Source organism: Staphylococcus piscifermentans (genome assembly GCF_900186985.1).
Lineage (GTDB): Bacteria > Bacillota > Bacilli > Staphylococcales > Staphylococcaceae > Staphylococcus > Staphylococcus piscifermentans.
Window position 1 is genome coordinate 1,708,876 of record NZ_LT906447.1, and the last position, 17,159, is coordinate 1,726,034.

At 36.5% G+C, this 17,159-nt stretch carries 15 protein-coding genes; all 15 read right to left on the reverse strand.

All coding sequences use genetic code 11. From position 1 onward, the window contains the following. Positions 1-165 precede the first annotated feature (165 nt). Complete coding sequence (locus CKV71_RS08010) at positions 166-1,308, reverse strand: CinA family nicotinamide mononucleotide deamidase-related protein (protein WP_095105588.1); 1,143 nt, start codon at positions 1,306-1,308, stop codon at positions 166-168. A 146-nt stretch (positions 1,309-1,454) separates the two neighbouring features. Beyond that, on the reverse strand, positions 1,455-2,036 hold the full coding sequence (gene pgsA, locus CKV71_RS08015) for a CDP-diacylglycerol--glycerol-3-phosphate 3-phosphatidyltransferase (RefSeq protein WP_095105590.1): 582 nt from the start codon (positions 2,034-2,036) through the stop codon (positions 1,455-1,457). Between the two features lie 29 nt (positions 2,037-2,065). Next, on the reverse strand, positions 2,066-2,464 hold the full coding sequence (locus tag CKV71_RS08020; protein WP_095105592.1) for a helix-turn-helix domain-containing protein: 399 nt from the start codon (positions 2,462-2,464) through the stop codon (positions 2,066-2,068). 21 nt (positions 2,465-2,485) lie between these two features. After that, positions 2,486-3,325: a DUF3388 domain-containing protein gene (locus tag CKV71_RS08025; protein WP_095105594.1), complete on the reverse strand. Its 840-nt coding sequence runs from the start codon at positions 3,323-3,325 to the stop codon at positions 2,486-2,488. A gap of 133 nt (positions 3,326-3,458) precedes the next feature. Next, positions 3,459-4,166 (reverse strand): elongation factor P 5-aminopentanone reductase, encoded by a 708-nt coding sequence (ymfI, locus tag CKV71_RS08030; protein ID WP_095105596.1) that lies wholly within the window; start codon positions 4,164-4,166, stop codon positions 3,459-3,461. Then, positions 4,166-5,452, reverse strand: a complete 1,287-nt coding sequence (gene yfmH, locus CKV71_RS08035) for an EF-P 5-aminopentanol modification-associated protein YfmH (RefSeq protein WP_186824441.1) — start codon at positions 5,450-5,452, stop codon at positions 4,166-4,168. The genes ymfI and yfmH overlap by 1 nt, the downstream gene beginning before the upstream one ends. Continuing rightward, a complete protein-coding gene (yfmF, locus tag CKV71_RS08040) occupies positions 5,449-6,678 on the reverse strand; it encodes an EF-P 5-aminopentanol modification-associated protein YfmF (RefSeq protein ID WP_095107282.1) in 1,230 nt (409 codons plus the stop codon). The genes yfmH and yfmF overlap by 4 nt, the downstream gene beginning before the upstream one ends. Positions 6,679-6,738: 60 nt before the next feature. After that, positions 6,739-7,461 (reverse strand): GntR family transcriptional regulator, encoded by a 723-nt coding sequence (locus CKV71_RS08045; RefSeq protein ID WP_095105598.1) that lies wholly within the window; start codon positions 7,459-7,461, stop codon positions 6,739-6,741. A gap of 4 nt (positions 7,462-7,465) precedes the next feature. Continuing rightward, positions 7,466-9,856 (reverse strand): DNA translocase FtsK, encoded by a 2,391-nt coding sequence (locus tag CKV71_RS08050; protein ID WP_095105600.1) that lies wholly within the window; start codon positions 9,854-9,856, stop codon positions 7,466-7,468. A gap of 273 nt (positions 9,857-10,129) precedes the next feature. Then, entirely contained in the window at positions 10,130-11,803 is a 1,674-nt protein-coding gene (rnjB, locus tag CKV71_RS08055) for a ribonuclease J2 (RefSeq protein ID WP_095105602.1), read from the reverse strand. A gap of 174 nt (positions 11,804-11,977) precedes the next feature. Continuing rightward, positions 11,978-14,083 carry a polyribonucleotide nucleotidyltransferase gene (pnp, locus tag CKV71_RS08060; RefSeq protein WP_095105604.1) on the reverse strand — a complete coding sequence of 702 codons (2,106 nt, stop codon included), beginning with the start codon at positions 14,081-14,083 and terminating at the stop codon, positions 11,978-11,980. Between the two features lie 164 nt (positions 14,084-14,247). Continuing rightward, complete coding sequence (gene rpsO / locus CKV71_RS08065; RefSeq protein WP_095105606.1) at positions 14,248-14,517, reverse strand: 30S ribosomal protein S15; 270 nt, start codon at positions 14,515-14,517, stop codon at positions 14,248-14,250. A gap of 122 nt (positions 14,518-14,639) precedes the next feature. Further along, positions 14,640-15,614, reverse strand: a complete 975-nt coding sequence (locus CKV71_RS08070; protein ID WP_095105608.1) for a bifunctional riboflavin kinase/FAD synthetase — start codon at positions 15,612-15,614, stop codon at positions 14,640-14,642. A 14-nt stretch (positions 15,615-15,628) separates the two neighbouring features. Further along, the gene (gene truB, locus CKV71_RS08075) at positions 15,629-16,543 is read right to left on the reverse strand and encodes a tRNA pseudouridine(55) synthase TruB (protein ID WP_095105610.1); all 915 of its coding nucleotides are present in this window, start codon (positions 16,541-16,543) and stop codon (positions 15,629-15,631) included. A 148-nt stretch (positions 16,544-16,691) separates the two neighbouring features. Continuing rightward, entirely contained in the window at positions 16,692-17,039 is a 348-nt protein-coding gene (rbfA, locus tag CKV71_RS08080; protein WP_095105612.1) for a 30S ribosome-binding factor RbfA, read from the reverse strand. Positions 17,040-17,159 lie beyond the last annotated feature (120 nt).

A 17,159-nucleotide genomic window follows, 5' to 3' on the forward strand; every position in this document is an offset into this window, starting at 1 on the left:
CCTCCTAGTCGAGATTTAGTCTCTTAATTATCTTAATTAATACTATACAGTGTTTGATGAGAAATTACAAGCAATTTGCGAATGTTTGTTCGATTATTTTCATTCGTAAAACACATTTACACGAACACCCGTACCTGTTTTTTTACATTTTCAAGGGCTTATCCTTTAAGAAAATAAATTAATTAAACGAATATAGACATAATTTGGCGTTCTGTGCTTAATTAAATTTCTTTTCTGCGTCATAACAAATTCTTCGCTGTTGAATCCTTTATCAGTAAGTACGCCTAAATGGACATTTTCACCATCATGCAATAAGGAAAGGCCGATGTCTGTTTGATAGAAATCTCTGACATAAGCAGCTGCAAGTTTTAAACGTTCATTTAAGCTGGATGTGCTGCTTACGTACTTATCATTATCCAACAACATTCCTTTTAACTTGTTATCCATATCGTACTCTTTCAATCTCGAATAAATTTCAGCTGAAGTAACTCCATCATATATAGCGAAACTGCCAGGTAATTTGGCTAAAACTGCTTGTTCGATTTTAGTTTGATCTGAACCATAATAGTACTTACCAATGCGTTTCAGAATCTCTGCTTTGATAGGAGCAATCAATTTCTCACATTCTTCTTGATTTTTGCCATTAGCTGTTAAACGGGTTGAAACTTCATGAGCACCCGCTAAAGGAGCAATAGTCGGATTTGATTGCGCATCAATAAGATCCATGAGTTCAGTTTCTACTCTTGATTCACCGATACCTGCAAATCTTAATTGTTCGGAAAAGATTAATTTGTCTCCTTCTAATAAATATGGAAGCAATTCATTCTCCGCCATAGGCTGCATTTCTCTTGGAGGACCAGGCATTAAAGCAACACGTTTACCATCTTGTTCAACTAGCATTCCAGGCGCCATACCAACTTTATTCGGTAAAACTTTCGCCCCTTCAATTACTAAAGCTTGCTGTTTATTATTCTCACTCATTTCTTGATGTTGTGCTTTAAAGTAATTCTCTATATATTCTAAGGCTTCATTATCAGTAACGAGTTCTTTTCCAAAGACTTTAGCTACTGTATGCTTAGTCAAATCATCCTTTGTGGGACCTAAGCCTCCAGTCATGATAACTGTGTCGTTCTCTTCCAAAGTCTGTCTCAACAAACGTTCTAAACGGGCAGGATTGTCTCCGATGACAGACTGTTCCATCACATTCAAACCTACTCCATTGAACAATTGCGCTAAGTATTTAGCATTGGTATTTAATATTTGACCTAATAGTAATTCAGAGCCTACTGCTACGATTGATATTTTCATTTTGATTCCCCCATTTTCCGCATGGTTTCTTTTCCTATTCTACACAAATATAAGGGTGTCACAAACACAGTCATTTGTGAACTCATTTGCACTGAAAATCGTTCAAATAATAAATAACTGTATTTATGGCACCCTTACGCAACTATTTATTGATGTTGTTTGAAAACATCTCTGCCTTTATAGAAATATTCAATTCCAGACAAGATTGTAAAGAATACGCCGATATACAATAAGACTTGACCTAATGGGAAACCAATCCACATTGCTAATGGTTCACCTAATAAAATCCATACTAACGCAACCATTGTAACTGCTGTTTTAATCTTGCCTAGTTGGCCGGCAGCACTGACAAATCCTTGTTCAATTTGTAATAAACGTAAGCCTGTAACCGCAAATTCACGTGCAATAATGATAATTGCCACCACTGAATTAGTTAAATCTAATTGCACAAGGACAATAAGTGCACTTGCTACTAGCAATTTATCTGCAAGCGGATCTAGGAATTTACCCATATTGGTTACTAAATTCCATTTGCGCGCTAAATAGCCGTCAGCAAAGTCGCTTAATGAAGCCACTATAAAAATTACACCGCTGATAAATTGTTCAATACGTATTTCATAGCCTCCGATAAACGACATATTGCCAAAGCCGAAATTCACTAAAGCAAATATTATAAATACCGGTATTAAAATTACCCTAAAGATAGTTATCTGGTTGGGCAGATTCATAACATACTCCTCTTTTCTAACTAATCAAATTATAACAAAATTACTGCTATTACCCATAAAGCTAAAGCTAAAATAATGAATCCGGATAACCATATCACGAGTTCTCTAGATTCTTTATTCTGAGTTTTATACATCGGCGGATTTGAACTGCTGAATTGTTCAATCGATTGGTCATATTGACGATTTACAGAAGGAGGCAGTTCCTCTTTATGATGTTGGATTAAGATTAAAGCATCCGTATTGACTGCTTTAGCATACTTCATAATAATACCTTCAGCGTAAGCCGGATTATCGAGCATTTCAAACTCATTATTTTCGATTAAGACGAGTGTATCTCTTTTCACACTAGTCTGCTTTTCTAATTCATTTAAAGTCATACCTAAGCGTTCTCTTTTGCCTTTTAAAGTTTGACCAATTGTATTGCTCATCCGTTTACCCTCCTTGAAACCTTATTCAAAAAATCCAAATCCTCCGCCAAATTCGTCAAACGTATCGCCGAAGTCCAAATTATTCTTGCTTTTGACTGTTTTTTGTTTCATATGTTCATACTTGATTTCTTGATCGTCTGTTTCGCGCAATTCAATAATATAATCGAAATCGTCAAGACGATAATCGCAAGACTCTACAAACAAATCCGGATGCTCTACTACCTTGATTGCCGGTAAAGCCATCACTTCATCCACTAATTGTCGATGTTTAGGGTCTTGTTCTCTGGCTGTAACAGCACCGTCAATGATATAGACATGTTCAGGCCCATATTCACCTTTAAGCAATGAATTACGTACAGTTTGCTTAATCAATGTAGAACTGATAAATAACCAACGTTTATGTGCACAGACACTTCCAGCAACGATAGACTCCGTTTTGCCTACTCGAGGCATCCCTCTGATACCTATTAATTTATGACCATCTTCTTTGAAAATTTCAGCCATAAAGTCAACCAACAAACCTAAATCTTCTCGTTCAAATCTGAAAGTCTTCTTATCATCGGCATCCTGCTTGATGTATCTGCCGTGACGTACAGCTAAACGATCTCTGAGTTCAGGCTTACGAAGTTTCGTAATCGAGATTTCTTCAATCTGATTTGCAATATCCTCAAAACGTCGCATCTTATCAATACTGTCAGCTCGAATAAGCAAGCCGCGACGATTTTGTTCAACGCCGTTGATGGTTACAATACTGATACCCATCATGCCAAGAAGACTTGAGACGTCTCCTAATAAGCCCGCTCTGTTAAATGTGATTTCATATTCTAAATACCATTCAATTTTACGCTCTGGTGCTATCATGTTTTTCCACGCCCCTTAGTTCAAACATCAAATAGAACACTATGATACCTTTTACCTCAACATTCTATGTACGAGTGAAAAGATTAGTTACATTATAGCATTTTCTCAGGAATTATGAATATGAAATCCGCAACTAAATATACCAACCGCCATTCACTTTCTGTACAGTACCCGTCACGCTTTGTGCCATTGGATGATACAAATATGCACAACTAAACGCTACTTCTTCAGGCGTTACCATACGTTGTTGAGGAAGGTCGTCAATAATGGCTGCACGTTCTATGTCCGACCATTCATCAGCCATATTGCCACTTACAAACCCGGGCGCTACAGCATTCACTGTCACATTGGTTAATGCAAGTTCTTGGCTGAGTGCTTTAACAAATCCGATCTGTGCTGCTTTCATAGCAGAGTACACGACTTCCATACTTGCACCCGTCTCTCCCCAAATTGAAGAGATAACAATAATTCGGCCATGGTCACTCTTGCGCAATTGATTTATCATGCCTCTAGAAATTTGCATTAAACTTTTCACGTTAATACGATAACATTGATCAATTAAAGCATCATCCATGTCTTGAAGCATGCCGTAGACACTTTGTCCTGCTGCATAAATCAGGCAATCCAAATTCTGGATAAACTCGAAATGTTGCATGATGTCTTCTGATGAAGATGCTAAGTCGCACTGTACAAATGAGACATTTTGATTTTGATACTTTTGTTGCAACAATTTTAAATCAGAACGGTTGTAATGCACAATGACTTCATAATTATCCGCTAATAAACGTTCTACGATTGCAGTTCCTATAGAACCAGAACCGCCGATAACTAAGGCTTTCATTATTTTTTAATCTCCAAACGGCTATCTGTAATTTCATCAAAGTTTAAACTGGATAAAGCCGCATTATTAATACTTTCTAAAGTGATACTGTCCACAATATCTAACATATTAAATAAGCTGACGCCTTCAAAATATAACTTCGTATATTGGTTAGCAATATATTCTGGTGAATTCAAACTTGAAATAAACTCTCCGATAAATTGTTTTTTCAATAATTCAAAGGCTTCTTTATCGTCTAATTGTCCTACTTTTTCTTTTAATTCATCTAACAACATTTGCTTTAACTGGTCAGGATCAGGCGTTGAGCTCGTTATTAATGAGAAGCTGTATGTAGGCTCCATCACAAATTGATAGCCAAAGGTATCATCTATCAAATCATCATTTAATAATTTTTGATAGAAGTCCGTTTCTTCTCCTAATACCATTTCGAAAAAGAAAGTCATTTCTAAATCACGCTTCATAAATGCTTCTTTAGAGGCTGCAGGAGGTACATTTTTAAACCCTAACATCAATCTTGGAATTTGGATGTTCATTTCCTCTGTCACCGATTGTTGCTGAACTTCATTTGGTTCAGCCAGTGCATCTCTTACGATTTCAGGCTGATCTGTCATTTCTCTTTTCGCTTCATGTTCGCTGACTAGTGAATTGATTTGTTCAGGGTCCACATCGCCTACTACAAACATCACCATATTAGATGGATGGTAAAATGTTTCGTAGCATAAATACAAATCGTCTTTAGTAATGTTGTAAATGCTTTCTACACTACCGGCAATATCGACACGCACTGGATGGTCAGCATACATCGCGCGTAAAGTGTTAAACATCAATTTATAACCAGGCTGTTCTTGATACATTTTAATTTCTTCAGCAATAATTCCTTTTTCCTTTTCAACTGTAGCTTCTGAAAAATAAGGCGTCTCCACCATTTCCATAAGACGCAAAATATTTTTTTCTACATTAGAAGTTGCGCTGAATAAGTAACTTGTGCGGTCAAAGCTTGTAAACGCGTTAACTTGTGCATTGTCTTCAGCAAATTCTGTGAATAAGTCGCCTTCTTCTTTCTCAAATAACTTATGTTCTAAAAAGTGTGCGACGCCGTCTGGTACGGTTACAAATTCATTGCTGCCTAAAGGTTTGAATTTATGATCGAGTGAACCAAATTGGGTTGTATAGGTTACAAAAGTTTTTTGAAACCCTTTTTTAGGAATGATAAAGAGTTTTAAACCATTATCCATTTGGTTCTCATAAACAGTTTCATCTATTAATTCATAATATTTCTTGTTCACTCTGCTTCATCCTCCTTTGTGAGTACATAGATTGTATCCAGGATGGCACGATTAGTCAGATTAATAATACCTTCCTTTGTTACTTCATGAATCTTTTGACCATAATTTCCATTTGTTAAATCTTCCGGCAGTAAAATTTGGTTATGTGCAATTTCTACCATACTTTTCGGACGGTCTTGAGATTCATTTCTTTGTGAAATTAAAATCTTTTTCGCCAGTTCTAATTTCTCTTCTGTAAACTCACCTTGCTGGAACTTCTTAAATTCATCAATAATAGTATCTTTAGCGCGTTCATATTTATCAACTGCTACCCCGCTCAACACGAACATATAGCCGTTCTTACCGTCGATTTGTGAGTGAATAGAATAAGTTAAGCTTTGCTTTTCACGCACTTCATTAAATAATACAGAAGAAGGATCTCCACCGAACATTGTGTTAAACACTACAAATGTATAATAATCAGGTTCGCCATAGTATGTAGGAAATCTGAAACCTATATTTAATTTAGCTTGGTCTAATTCGTCGTGTTCAATAATAGTTTGCGGCAATTCATCTACTTGGCGTTGTGGCTGTATGACGTGTGAAACTTGGTGAAGCGGTTGAATATGGAACATGTTTGTGATTTTTTGTTTGACTATGTCTGAATCAACATTTCCAACCACATAAACTGCACAGTCATCATTTTCTAGCATAGATTGGTATGTATGATATAACGATTCAGGCGTTACTTTAGATATGTTTTCGCTTAGACCTGATGCTAAATAACTGTATGGTTGATTACCAAACATATTTTCCATTAATTTTAAGAAAGCCAATTGTGATTTATTATCATTGACCGCTTCTAACTTTTTCTTCAACAATGTCTTCTCTTGTTGTACAAAAGTCTCATTAAATCGTCCATCTTCGACAATCGGATGATGCAAGATTTCTTTCAATAAAGATAATCCTTCATCAAATAATGGATCTTTATGTTTAAGATATCTTTCATTTACTAATTCTAAGGTAATTGTAATCACATGCTTGTCTTTGAATTTCGTTACAAAACTATTGACATAAGCACCATAGAGTTCAGACAACTTACGGTTAAATGCTTTATCTGATGGCCATTTCTTCGTTGCTCTTACTAAGAGTTTACTTAATAATGAACGTGAAGTCATAGTCTCTTCATCTAACGGCGCCATAAATTTAAAAGTAATCAAAGTCGTTTTAAACTTATCTGTCGGCATTACTTTAATACGCGGTTCTTTTTTCGATTGTATCTGCTTATTCAAATTTTTACACCTCTTTTATTCTGGATCAGTTTCTCGCACTGTTTTAAATTTAACCACTTCACTTTTGAAATAGTTAAACGAAAACAGAATTGGACGATGGTCTTTGTCATAATGCACTTGTTTTAATAACATTAAAGCTTCATTAGGTGCTGCTTCTAACGCTTCAGAAACTCTTGGTTCATAGCTGACCGATTCAATTTCAGTTTCTGAGTAAGCAATCGTAATATCAGCATTCGCTTTAATGGCTGTAAGAATAGATTCATCATGCGCTTGGAAAGCTGCACATGTTAAATATTCTGTGGCTACTTTATCTAAACAATAAACCACTGGGCGACCATTGGCAGTACGAATCCGTTCGATTAATGTTACAAATTCTCCCTCTCTTAAATCTAAAGCTTTGCGATCAAGCATAGTAGAAGGCTGCTGGTCCAAATTCATGAAAATTGTCCCCGCTTGATAGCCTTCATTTTCAATCATTTTTCCAATGCTGAGCAATTTGTCTAAAGGATAAAAGAATGGCTGAGATTCTTTAACAGTTGCTTGTGCCTCAAAGCTTTGAGTCAGAACTTGTTCTGTGATCAGTTCATCTATCGCATCGTACACATCATCTGTTTTACCATTTACTTCTCGTGCAATAGATAATGTACTCGGCACCGGGTCTCCCGGTTGCAAAGTACCCTCATCAATTGCATTTAAGATCCATTCCTTGATTCTGTATATAGAATTAGTATTTGTCATCTCTTTACACCTCACCATTATCTAAATCTACTAATACTTGTCTCGGTTTGCTTCCTCTTTGTGGGCCGATTACATTGTTGCTTTCTAAATCATCCATTAATCGTGATGCTCGGTTATAACCAATTCTGAATTGTCGTTGTAATAAAGATGTACTTGCTTTTTGTTTTTCAATTACAAACATATACGCTTCTTCATATAACGGATCTTCACTTTTAGCATCAGCTTTATCTGTTGGTGCATCTGGTTCCATTTCTTTAACATAATTGGCTTTTTGTTGTTCTACTACATAATTGACTATGTTTTGTACCTCATCATCGCTTAAGAAAGCACCTTGGATACGTGTTTGAATAGAACCGCCGTTACCGAAGTACAACATATCCCCTTTACCTAACAGCTTTTCAGCGCCGCCTCTATCAATAATTGTTCTAGAGTCAGTTTGCGAACTTACTGCAAAGGCGATTCTTGATGGAATATTATTTTTAATCAATCCAGTAATGACGTCTACTGATGGACGTTGTGTTGCAATAATTAAATGAATACCTGCTGCACGTGCCATTTGCGTGATACGTTGAATGGCATTTTCTACGTCTTTACCCGCTACCATCATTAAATCTGCCAACTCGTCCACGATGACCACGATATATGGCAGCTCGGATTGTTTTTCTTCTAATTCATCATTTTGACGTCTCAGGTAACGATTATAACCTTCTATGTTTCGAGTTCCAGTGTGTTGGAATAAGTCATAACGACGTTCCATTTCAGCAACAATTTTTTCTAAAGCTTGTGATGCTTTATGAGGATTCGTGACAACTGGAATTAATAAATGCGGAATTCCGTTGTATACATTTAATTCTACCATTTTAGGGTCAATTAGCATTAATTTAACCTCATGGGGTTTCGCATTTAATAAAATACTTGCGATAATACCGTTAATACAAACAGATTTACCACTACCAGTTGAACCTGCCACAAGTAAGTGCGGCATTTTATTTAATTCAACACTTATTGGGTCGCCTGATATATCTCTACCCAAACCTACCTCTAATTTATTCTTAGATGGGAATTTTTCTTCTAATACTTCTTTTAAGGAGACGAGTGAGATTTTATCATTAGGTACTTCAATTCCTACAGCAGAACGGCCTGGGATTGGCGCTTCAATACGTACATCTTTAGCGGCTAAAGCAAGCGCTATATCATTATGCAAGTTCACAATCTTGCTGACTTTCACACCTTGTGCAGGTTGTACTTCATATTGAGTTACAGCTGGTCCGATCTTAATTTGCGTCACTTTCGCATCGACATTAAAGTTTTTCAAAGTTGTTTCTAACAAACGGCCTTTCTTCTGCACTTCTGCTCTAGAAGTAGTTTTCTGTTTTGCAGGGGTGTTCAGAAGTGATAAAGGCGGTAACTTGTATGCTGTATTCTCAACTTCGCCCGCATCAGAAATCGAGCTCATATCTTCCTTAGATGTTTCTTCTGAGTTATCCTCTTCCACCAGTTGTCGTTTAGGTCGTTTGCGCGGCACTTCTGTTACGTTGTTTTCCGATGATGGTTCTGGAGTTTGAGCAGAAGCAGCTTGTTGTTTCTCTTTGTCGTTATGACCATAAATCGGTATCGCACTATCCGGCTTCTCTGATTCTGGTATTGGAATTTCCGTAAAGTCACTGACATCTTTGACTTCATTTTGTGCTTCCCGCTCTTGTTTCTCTCGTGCTTTTTCTTCCTTACGCAGTCTTTTTTCTTCAGCACGTTCCGCTTGACGCTCTTTACGTTCTTTTCTATGTATCGCTGCAGATTGGCTTCCTGATTTCAACTTTTCCAAAAAAGCTTTCGCTACATCACGATGACGTTGTTTGTTTAATAAAATGATACTTGAAATAAACAAAATAATTGTAAATACGACTACGCCGATAATTGATACAAGCGGTATAGATAAATGTACTAAGTAATATCCGATAACCCCGCCACCAAAGTTAGGAAAGTGCGAGTGATCATATTGATGATAAACATAGGATAAGACAGGCTCTCTATCGCCAGCTGCTCCTTTGGTAAATACTAAAAAAAGTTGTGCCGCAAATAATAATGCAAATTGCAAAACAATAGAACCTGTTAAACGGCGTGTTTTTGGTAATTTACCATTATAAGCAAGGAATCCTGAGGCTAATATCACTAATATATAAGTTAAATATCTGCTGTATCCAAATAGATAATTGAAAAATGAGTCAATCACTCGACCGATAATACCTAATTGGAAGGCACCTAGAACGACTAAGACTACAGTTATAATCGCTGCAATATAGCGCAATGGCGCTTCATTTTGTTTCTTTTTAGAAGATTTCTTCTTAGCAGTTGTCTTTTTTCTAGTGTTGGTCGTTCTTTTCTTTCTTTGTGCCAAAACATACACCTTCTTTTCAATAAAAATAATGACACTATTTATGTATCTCTTAGGGGCAGGAAGACGAAATAATTTAAATCAAAAATTATTTCTGTCCCGCTCCCTAAGTAGTTGCCAGCTTATAACACTATCCTTATATTTTAACATTTAAAGCAAAAATAGTGTTACTTTCTTATTTAAAGCAATGTGATAAATAACATGAAATGCTATGGCATACCTTTATGAGGACACCATAGCATCTGTGTATTTAATCATCTAATACAATTTATTCAACTAAACTTCTGAAATGATTGGAATAATCATCGGACGTCTCTTAGTGTTTTCAAACAACAATTTACTAATTTTATCGCGCATATTCTGTTTGATTTCAGACCATTCGATACGACGTTCTTGTAAACCTTGCTCAACAATTTCGCGGACTTTTTCTTCCGCTTCTTTCAATAATTCTTCACTTTCACGCACATAAACAAATCCACGTGATTGAATTTCAGGACCTGCTGCGATTCTTCTGTTTTTCGGATCAAGTGTTACTACCGCAATAAAGATGCCATCTTCAGCAAGCAAGTGGCGATCACGTAATACGATATTACCGACATCACCGACACCAATACCGTCAATTAAGACATTTCCGGATTCTACTTTTTCATTCAACACCATGTCCTTACCATCGAAATTCAATACATCTCCTTTTTCAGCTAAGAAGATTTTTTCTGGTGCTACGCCCGCTTCAGCTGCTAATTTAGCATGGGCAATTTGCATTTTGAACTCGCCTTGGACGGGGATAAAGTATTCTGGCTTCATGATGTTGATCATCATTTTGAGCTCTTCCATGCAACCATGACTTGAAGCGTGGATTTTCTTGCTATTTGGAATAATTTCGGCACCAGCACGTGCTAATTCATTCAATGTATCACCAATGATTACTTCCATGTTGGCAGAAGCGGTAATCGCTAAAAATACAGAGTCGCCTGGTTCGATGTTCATAATTTTATGTTTTTGTCTGGCCATTTGATTTAAAGCCTCAACAGGTTCACCTTGCATACCTGTCGCAATAATAACGACTTCGTTTTTAGGATAATTTTCAACTTCATTAATTGGAATTAATAAGTCTTTAGGAATATTGAAATATCCCATTTTACGTGCAATATTGAATGATGATTCTAAAGAACGACCTAAGAAGGATACTTTACGATTGAGTTTGCTTGCAATATTCAATACTTGTTGGATACGGATAAAGTTAGATGCATAGCAAGATACAATTAAACGACCATTCACTTTTGTGAAGGCATCTAACATATGTGACTCAATCACATTTTCTGGTGTATTGTAGCCAGGCTTTTCAGCTTCAGTAGAATCACTGATTAAAGCAAATACACCTTCTTCGCCGATTTCAGTCATTTTTTTCAAGTCAGGTGCATAGTTGCCGTGCAAACTTTGATCGAATTTAAATTCGCCGGTATAAACAATTGCACCGTAAGAAGTATGGATAATTACACCCAAACTGTCTGGAATACTATGTGTTGTGTTGAAAAATGACACGTTAACGTTTTTGAAACGCATAACAGATTCATCATTCACTGTATAATAACGTACTTTTTTATTAATATTACGTTCTTTCATATTTTCTTTTACTAATGCAAGTGTTAATTTCGAGCCATACACGGGCGCATCGACTTGTTCAAGTACATAACTTACTGCACCTATCGCATGTTCATGACCATGTGTAAGGAAAATTCCTTTTAGTTTATCTTTGTTTTCAATGACATACTGAATATCTGGAATGACAACATCGACGCCCAGCATTTCATCTTCTGGGAACATCAATCCTGCATCCAGCATAAACATTTCATCGTCTACTTCGACGATATACATATTTTTCGCAATTTCACCCACGCCGCCAAGCGGGATGATGCGAATATCATTATTCTTTTTCTTTACTAAATTCAAAATGTTACCTCCTATTTATAATTCCCCGACCATATAAGTATTCATATTATATTATAGGTTAAAATAGGCGCAATGTACACTACTTCACACGGGGATCAGAGGCAGCTTGTATGTATAAAGAAAACCAGAAGTGAATATCTGCATTCACGCAAATATCCTTCTGGTTGCATTGGTTTAATCTTCTTTATTTAATAATGCACGGTGGGAAGCATTTACTCTGCCTTTATCATCGATTTCAGTGACTTTGACTTCAATCGTATCTCCCATTTTCAACACATCTTCAACTTTATTTATACGTTGATTTGCGATTTGAGAAATGTGTAATAAAGCATCTTTGCCTGGGAAAAGTTCTACAAAAGCACCGTATTTTTCAATACGTCTTACTTTCGCATTGTAAACTTGGCCGACTTCCGCTTCACGTGTAATATCTTCAATAATTTCACGTGCACGGTTAATCATATCTTGATCAACTGAACCGATAAAGATTGTACCGTCTTGTTCGATATCCAATTTAACACCGGTTTCATCAATGATTTCATTGATTTTCTTACCGCCAGGTCCAATTACATCTCTGATTTTCTCAGGTTTGATTGTCATTGTTTCTACTTTAGGTGCATAAGCACTTAATTCAGGGCGTGGTTGGTCAATTGTTTCAAGCATATGATTTAAGATTGTCAAACGACCTACACGTGCTTGTTCTAAAGCTTCTTCGATAATTTCACGTGTTAAACCATCAATTTTAATATCCATTTGGATGGCTGTAATACCTTTTTCAGTACCTGCTACTTTAAAGTCCATATCGCCTAAAGCATCTTCCATGCCTTGGATATCCGTTAAAATTGTGTAATTGTCATCACGTGTTACCAGACCCATTGCAATACCAGCTACAGGTGCTTTGATTGGCACACCGGCATCCATTAAGGCAAGCGTAGAGCCGCAAATTGATGCTTGTGATGAAGAACCATTTGATTCTAATACTTCACTGACAATACGTACAGTATATGGGAAGTCTTTAGTATCTGGAATGATATAACGCAATGCGCGTTCACCTAATGCTCCGTGTCCAATTTCACGACGTCCTGGTGCACGTACTGGACCTGTTTCTCCAACTGAGAAGTTAGGGAAGTTATAGTGATGCATAAAGCGTTTTTCTTGTTCTGTACCTAAACCATCAATTAATTGATACTCACTCATTGCACCTAACGTTAATACAGAAAGTGCTTGTGTTTGACCACGTGTGAATAATCCTGAGCCATGCGCACGAGGTAATAGACCTACTTCTGAATCGAGCGGACGAATTTCATCTGGTTTACGACCATCTGGACGGATTTTATCATCAGCGATTTGACGACGTACTTCTTCTTTCACTAAATCATTTAAGATAGCGTTAACTTCAGCGAGTACCTCTTCATTATCTGGATTTTCTTCATCATCAAATTCAGCAATCACTTCGTCACGAATCGCGTCGATGTTTTCTTCACGTTCTTTTTTATCGAAAGTTTGGATGGCATCTTTCAATCCTTTTTCTGCTGTTAAAGCTGTGACTTTTTCTTCAACTTCAGTATCGCGCTCTTTAGGAATGAATTCCGTTTTTTCAGGTTGAAGATAATCAATAATTTCTTGTTGGAAGTCAACTAAGCGTTTGATTTCTTCATGACCGAAGAAGATTGCGTCTAGCATTTCTTTCTCAGTGATTTCGCTTGCGCCAGCTTCAACCATGTTTACCGCATCTTTATGACCGGCAACTTCTAAATCCAAACGTGAAACTTCTTTTTGTTCTACTGTCGGGTTAATGACATATTCGCCATCAATATAACCGACATTGACACCTGCAATCGGACCTTGGAATGGAATGTCAGAAACACTCAATGCCATAGATGAACCGATCATCGCTGCCATTTCAGGTGAGCAATCAGGATCTGCACTCAATACCATATTAATAATTTGAACGTCATGTCTATAACCTTTAGGGAATAGAGGACGAATTGGTCTGTCGATTAATCGTGCAGTTAATGTGGCTTCGTCAGCTGGACGCCCTTCACGTTTCTTAAAGCCCCCAGGAATTTTACCTGCCGCATACATTTTTTCTTCATAGTTGACCATTAATGGGAAGAAATCACCGTCACGGGGTTCTTTTGATGCAGTGGCTGTAGATAATACAACTGTATCGCCATAACGTACAAGTACCGCCCCATTTGCTTGTTTCGCCATTTGTCCAGTTTCTATCGATAATGGTCGGTTGGCCCATTCAGTCTTAAACACTTTCTTTTCTTGAGACATTAGGAATCTCCTTTCTATTACTACCTCTTTAACATTTAATACTTCTATCATATCATTTACGCGTACATATTTATATTCTGGATTCTATTAATCCTATAAAAAAAGGAAAGAAACCAACGATGGTTCTTTCCTCTAAATGGTATCAGTTTAATTACTGAAAAAGATTAACGACGGATACCTAATGATTTGATTAATTCACGGTAACGTTGAATATCTTTTTTACGTAAGTAGTTTAATAAATGTCTACGACGACCTACCATTTTTAATAAGCCACGACGTGAATGGTGGTCTTTTTTGTGTGTACGTAAGTGATCGTTTAATGCGTTGATTTCAGCAGATAATACAGCGATTTGTACTTCTGGTGAACCAGTATCAGTTTCGTGTACACGGTATTCTTTAATGATTTCGTCTTTACGTTCTTGTGAAATTGCCATAGTCAATTTCCTCCTTTAATTATATAGTCTCCTCAGTCTGAGTGAGGCGTCGGAGTCTCGACCTACCAAGATAGAGGACTGTTTAAGTTCAATCTGATTGTAATGAATACAATCATTCCGACCTAAATATTATATGATACTTCATCACCGAAATCAACAGATAATAAGTATTTCGCTTGTTCTTTATCTTTATTCATTTGTTCAACGAGCGGATCAATACCGTCGAACTTAACTTCAGGTCTTAAATAGTGATGCCAAAATACCACCACACGTTCACCGTAAATATCTTGATCAAAGTCGAAAATATTCACTTCAATCACTACATGGGATTTTTTCGGATCATGGAACGTAGGTTTTACGCCGACATTGCAAACTCCGCGATAAATGCGTTGTTCTGCACCAATTGCCAAGCTCACTGCATAGACACCTTTTTTAGGTAGAACATAATCATCGCTCGGTTCAATATTAGCTGTAGGAAAACCGATTGTACGACCCCGTTTCTCGCCTTGAACAACTGTCCCTTTAATACGATAACGGTAGCCCAATTCTTCGTTAGCCTTTTTCAAGTTGCCTTCTTTTAAAGCACGACGGATTTCAGTAGTGGAAATTTTTTCAGAATACATTTCTTGTTTGCTCACTACAGTCGTATTAAAATGATCTTTTAATTCTTTTAGTACTGACATGTTGCCTTTCCCATGTTTCCCGAAAGTAAAATCAAAGCCAGCAATCACTTCTTTCACATGATTAGCTACAAGATATTGTTCTACGAATTCTTCGATTGAACAATCAGCAAATTTAGAAGTGAAGTTCACTATAATCACATAGTCAATATCATAAGCTTCCAAAATCTCAACCTTATCTGCTAAAGGTGTAAGATAATCTGTTCTTTTTTGTTTCGGATTCAGAACGACTGACGGATGTGGGTCAAAGGTCATTACTGCTTTCTTTAAATTTTTCTTTTCAGCAATTTCATTTAATGCATGAAATACTTGTGCATGCCCTTTGTGCAATCCATCAAAGAAGCCTAATGCCATTGCAACGTCTTCTTGTATATATTGATCTGGTTGAATGGGATGTGTAATTTCTATCACTTTCATAGTGCGCCTCTCCTTTAATTAAAAACTTTCTTCGGCTTGATTTCATTGGGTTTTTCAGAATGCGGGATATAAAGCGCGAGTGCTTTACCAGAATCACTATCCATAAATACAGTGATACCTTCAATCGCTTCCTCAAAATCGTTTTTATTAAACTTCTGACCATTTAATATACGTTTTTTCATTTCTGGATTACTGATTTGAATATGCGGTAATCCCTTTAATCCATATTCTATAGGAAATAAGCGTTCCTGTAATGATTCTTGCTTAAAAAGTGTTTCTATTTCGTCTAATTTCAAACTATCATGGGCTTGGAAGCCGCCGCTTTCGACACGTGTTAAGCGAGACATGTGTGCAGGATAACCCAATTCCTTTCCTATATCAGTCGCTAGTGTACGAATATAAGTACCTTTGCCGCAACGAATAGCAAGATTAAAAGTGCAAATGCCATCATGGAATTGCGGTTCTGATGTTCGTTCAATGTCGTAAATACTTACTTTACGTTTCGGTCGTTCGACTGTTTCGTTGTTACGTGCATATTCGTATAATTTACGCCCATTCACTTTTACAGAAGAATACATAGGCGGAATTTGTTCAATTTCACCTTTAAACGAATCGATTGCTTTATCAATTTCCGCAATTGATAAAGTGTCCGCTTCAACTCTTTTTGTTTCTAACACTTCTCCAGTTTGGTCTTCAGTCGTTGTACTGAAACCGATTGTAACCTCTGCTTCATATGCTTTGCCCATATCCATAATATAATCACTTACTTTAGTAGCATTCCCTACACATACAGGTAATACACCATCCACTTCCGGATCTAGCGTCCCCGTATGCCCTACTTTTTTAGTATGTAAAATTTTACGTAGTTTAAAGACTACATCGTGGCTTGTAAGACCGCGTTCTTTAAAAACAGGTAAAATACCATCCATTTTAAACACCTCAAATTTTATTCGTACCATATCTATTTTACATCAGTTTAAACTTAAGAAATAGTAAAAATAAGCAAATGTTAATTTTGCATATTAAAAAGCTGCATCTCTCCTTAAGAGAAATACAGCTTGTGTCATAAATGATTCATTAATCTTTTTTGTGTAAATCTTGAATCATTTTTTCAATTTTATTTCCGTATTCAATTGAATGATCATATTCAAATTGTAAGTCAGGAATAATTCTTAAGCGCATTCTTGAACCTAATTCAGATTTAATAAATCCTTTAGCTTTTTCAAGTGCTTTGAATGTATTTTCAACTTCTTTATCATTACCTAATACAGTCAAGTATACTTTAGCTAATGATAAATCGTTAGTGAGTTGAACATCTGTAATCGTAATAAAGCCAATACGTGGATCTTTGACTTTATTATTGATGATATCCATTAATTCTTTTTTCATTTGCTCACCAACACGTTCTGCTCTCATCCTACTCATTTAATTCACCTCTTCTAATCTACATTTAACGATTTGCTTCAATCCAAAATTATAGACTAAAATCGCCTTGTTGACAAAGTTTTTCCCTTATAGAGTGATGTTTAATCACATACATGAGCA

Bases quoted from the DNA above. Each gene is read 5' to 3' on its own strand.
- CKV71_RS08010 (WP_095105588.1), bottom strand. From the start codon at position 1,308: ATGAAAATATCAATCGTAGCAGTAGGCTCTGAATTACTATTAGGTCAA.
- pgsA (WP_095105590.1), bottom strand. From the start codon at position 2,036: ATGAATCTGCCCAACCAGATAACTATCTTTAGGGTAATTTTAATACCG.
- CKV71_RS08020 (WP_095105592.1), bottom strand. From the start codon at position 2,464: ATGAGCAATACAATTGGTCAAACTTTAAAAGGCAAAAGAGAACGCTTA.
- CKV71_RS08025 (WP_095105594.1), bottom strand. From the start codon at position 3,325: ATGATAGCACCAGAGCGTAAAATTGAATGGTATTTAGAATATGAAATC.
- ymfI (WP_095105596.1), bottom strand. From the start codon at position 4,166: ATGAAAGCCTTAGTTATCGGCGGTTCTGGTTCTATAGGAACTGCAATC.
- yfmF (WP_095107282.1), bottom strand. From the start codon at position 6,678: ATGCCGACAGATAAGTTTAAAACGACTTTGATTACTTTTAAATTTATG.
- CKV71_RS08045 (WP_095105598.1), bottom strand. From the start codon at position 7,461: ATGACAAATACTAATTCTATATACAGAATCAAGGAATGGATCTTAAAT.
- pnp (WP_095105604.1), bottom strand. From the start codon at position 14,083: ATGTCTCAAGAAAAGAAAGTGTTTAAGACTGAATGGGCCAACCGACCA.
- rpsO (WP_095105606.1), bottom strand. From the start codon at position 14,517: ATGGCAATTTCACAAGAACGTAAAGACGAAATCATTAAAGAATACCGT.
- CKV71_RS08070 (WP_095105608.1), bottom strand. From the start codon at position 15,614: ATGAAAGTGATAGAAATTACACATCCCATTCAACCAGATCAATATATA.
- truB (WP_095105610.1), bottom strand. From the start codon at position 16,543: ATGGATGGTATTTTACCTGTTTTTAAAGAACGCGGTCTTACAAGCCAC.
- rbfA (WP_095105612.1), bottom strand. From the start codon at position 17,039: ATGAGTAGGATGAGAGCAGAACGTGTTGGTGAGCAAATGAAAAAAGAA.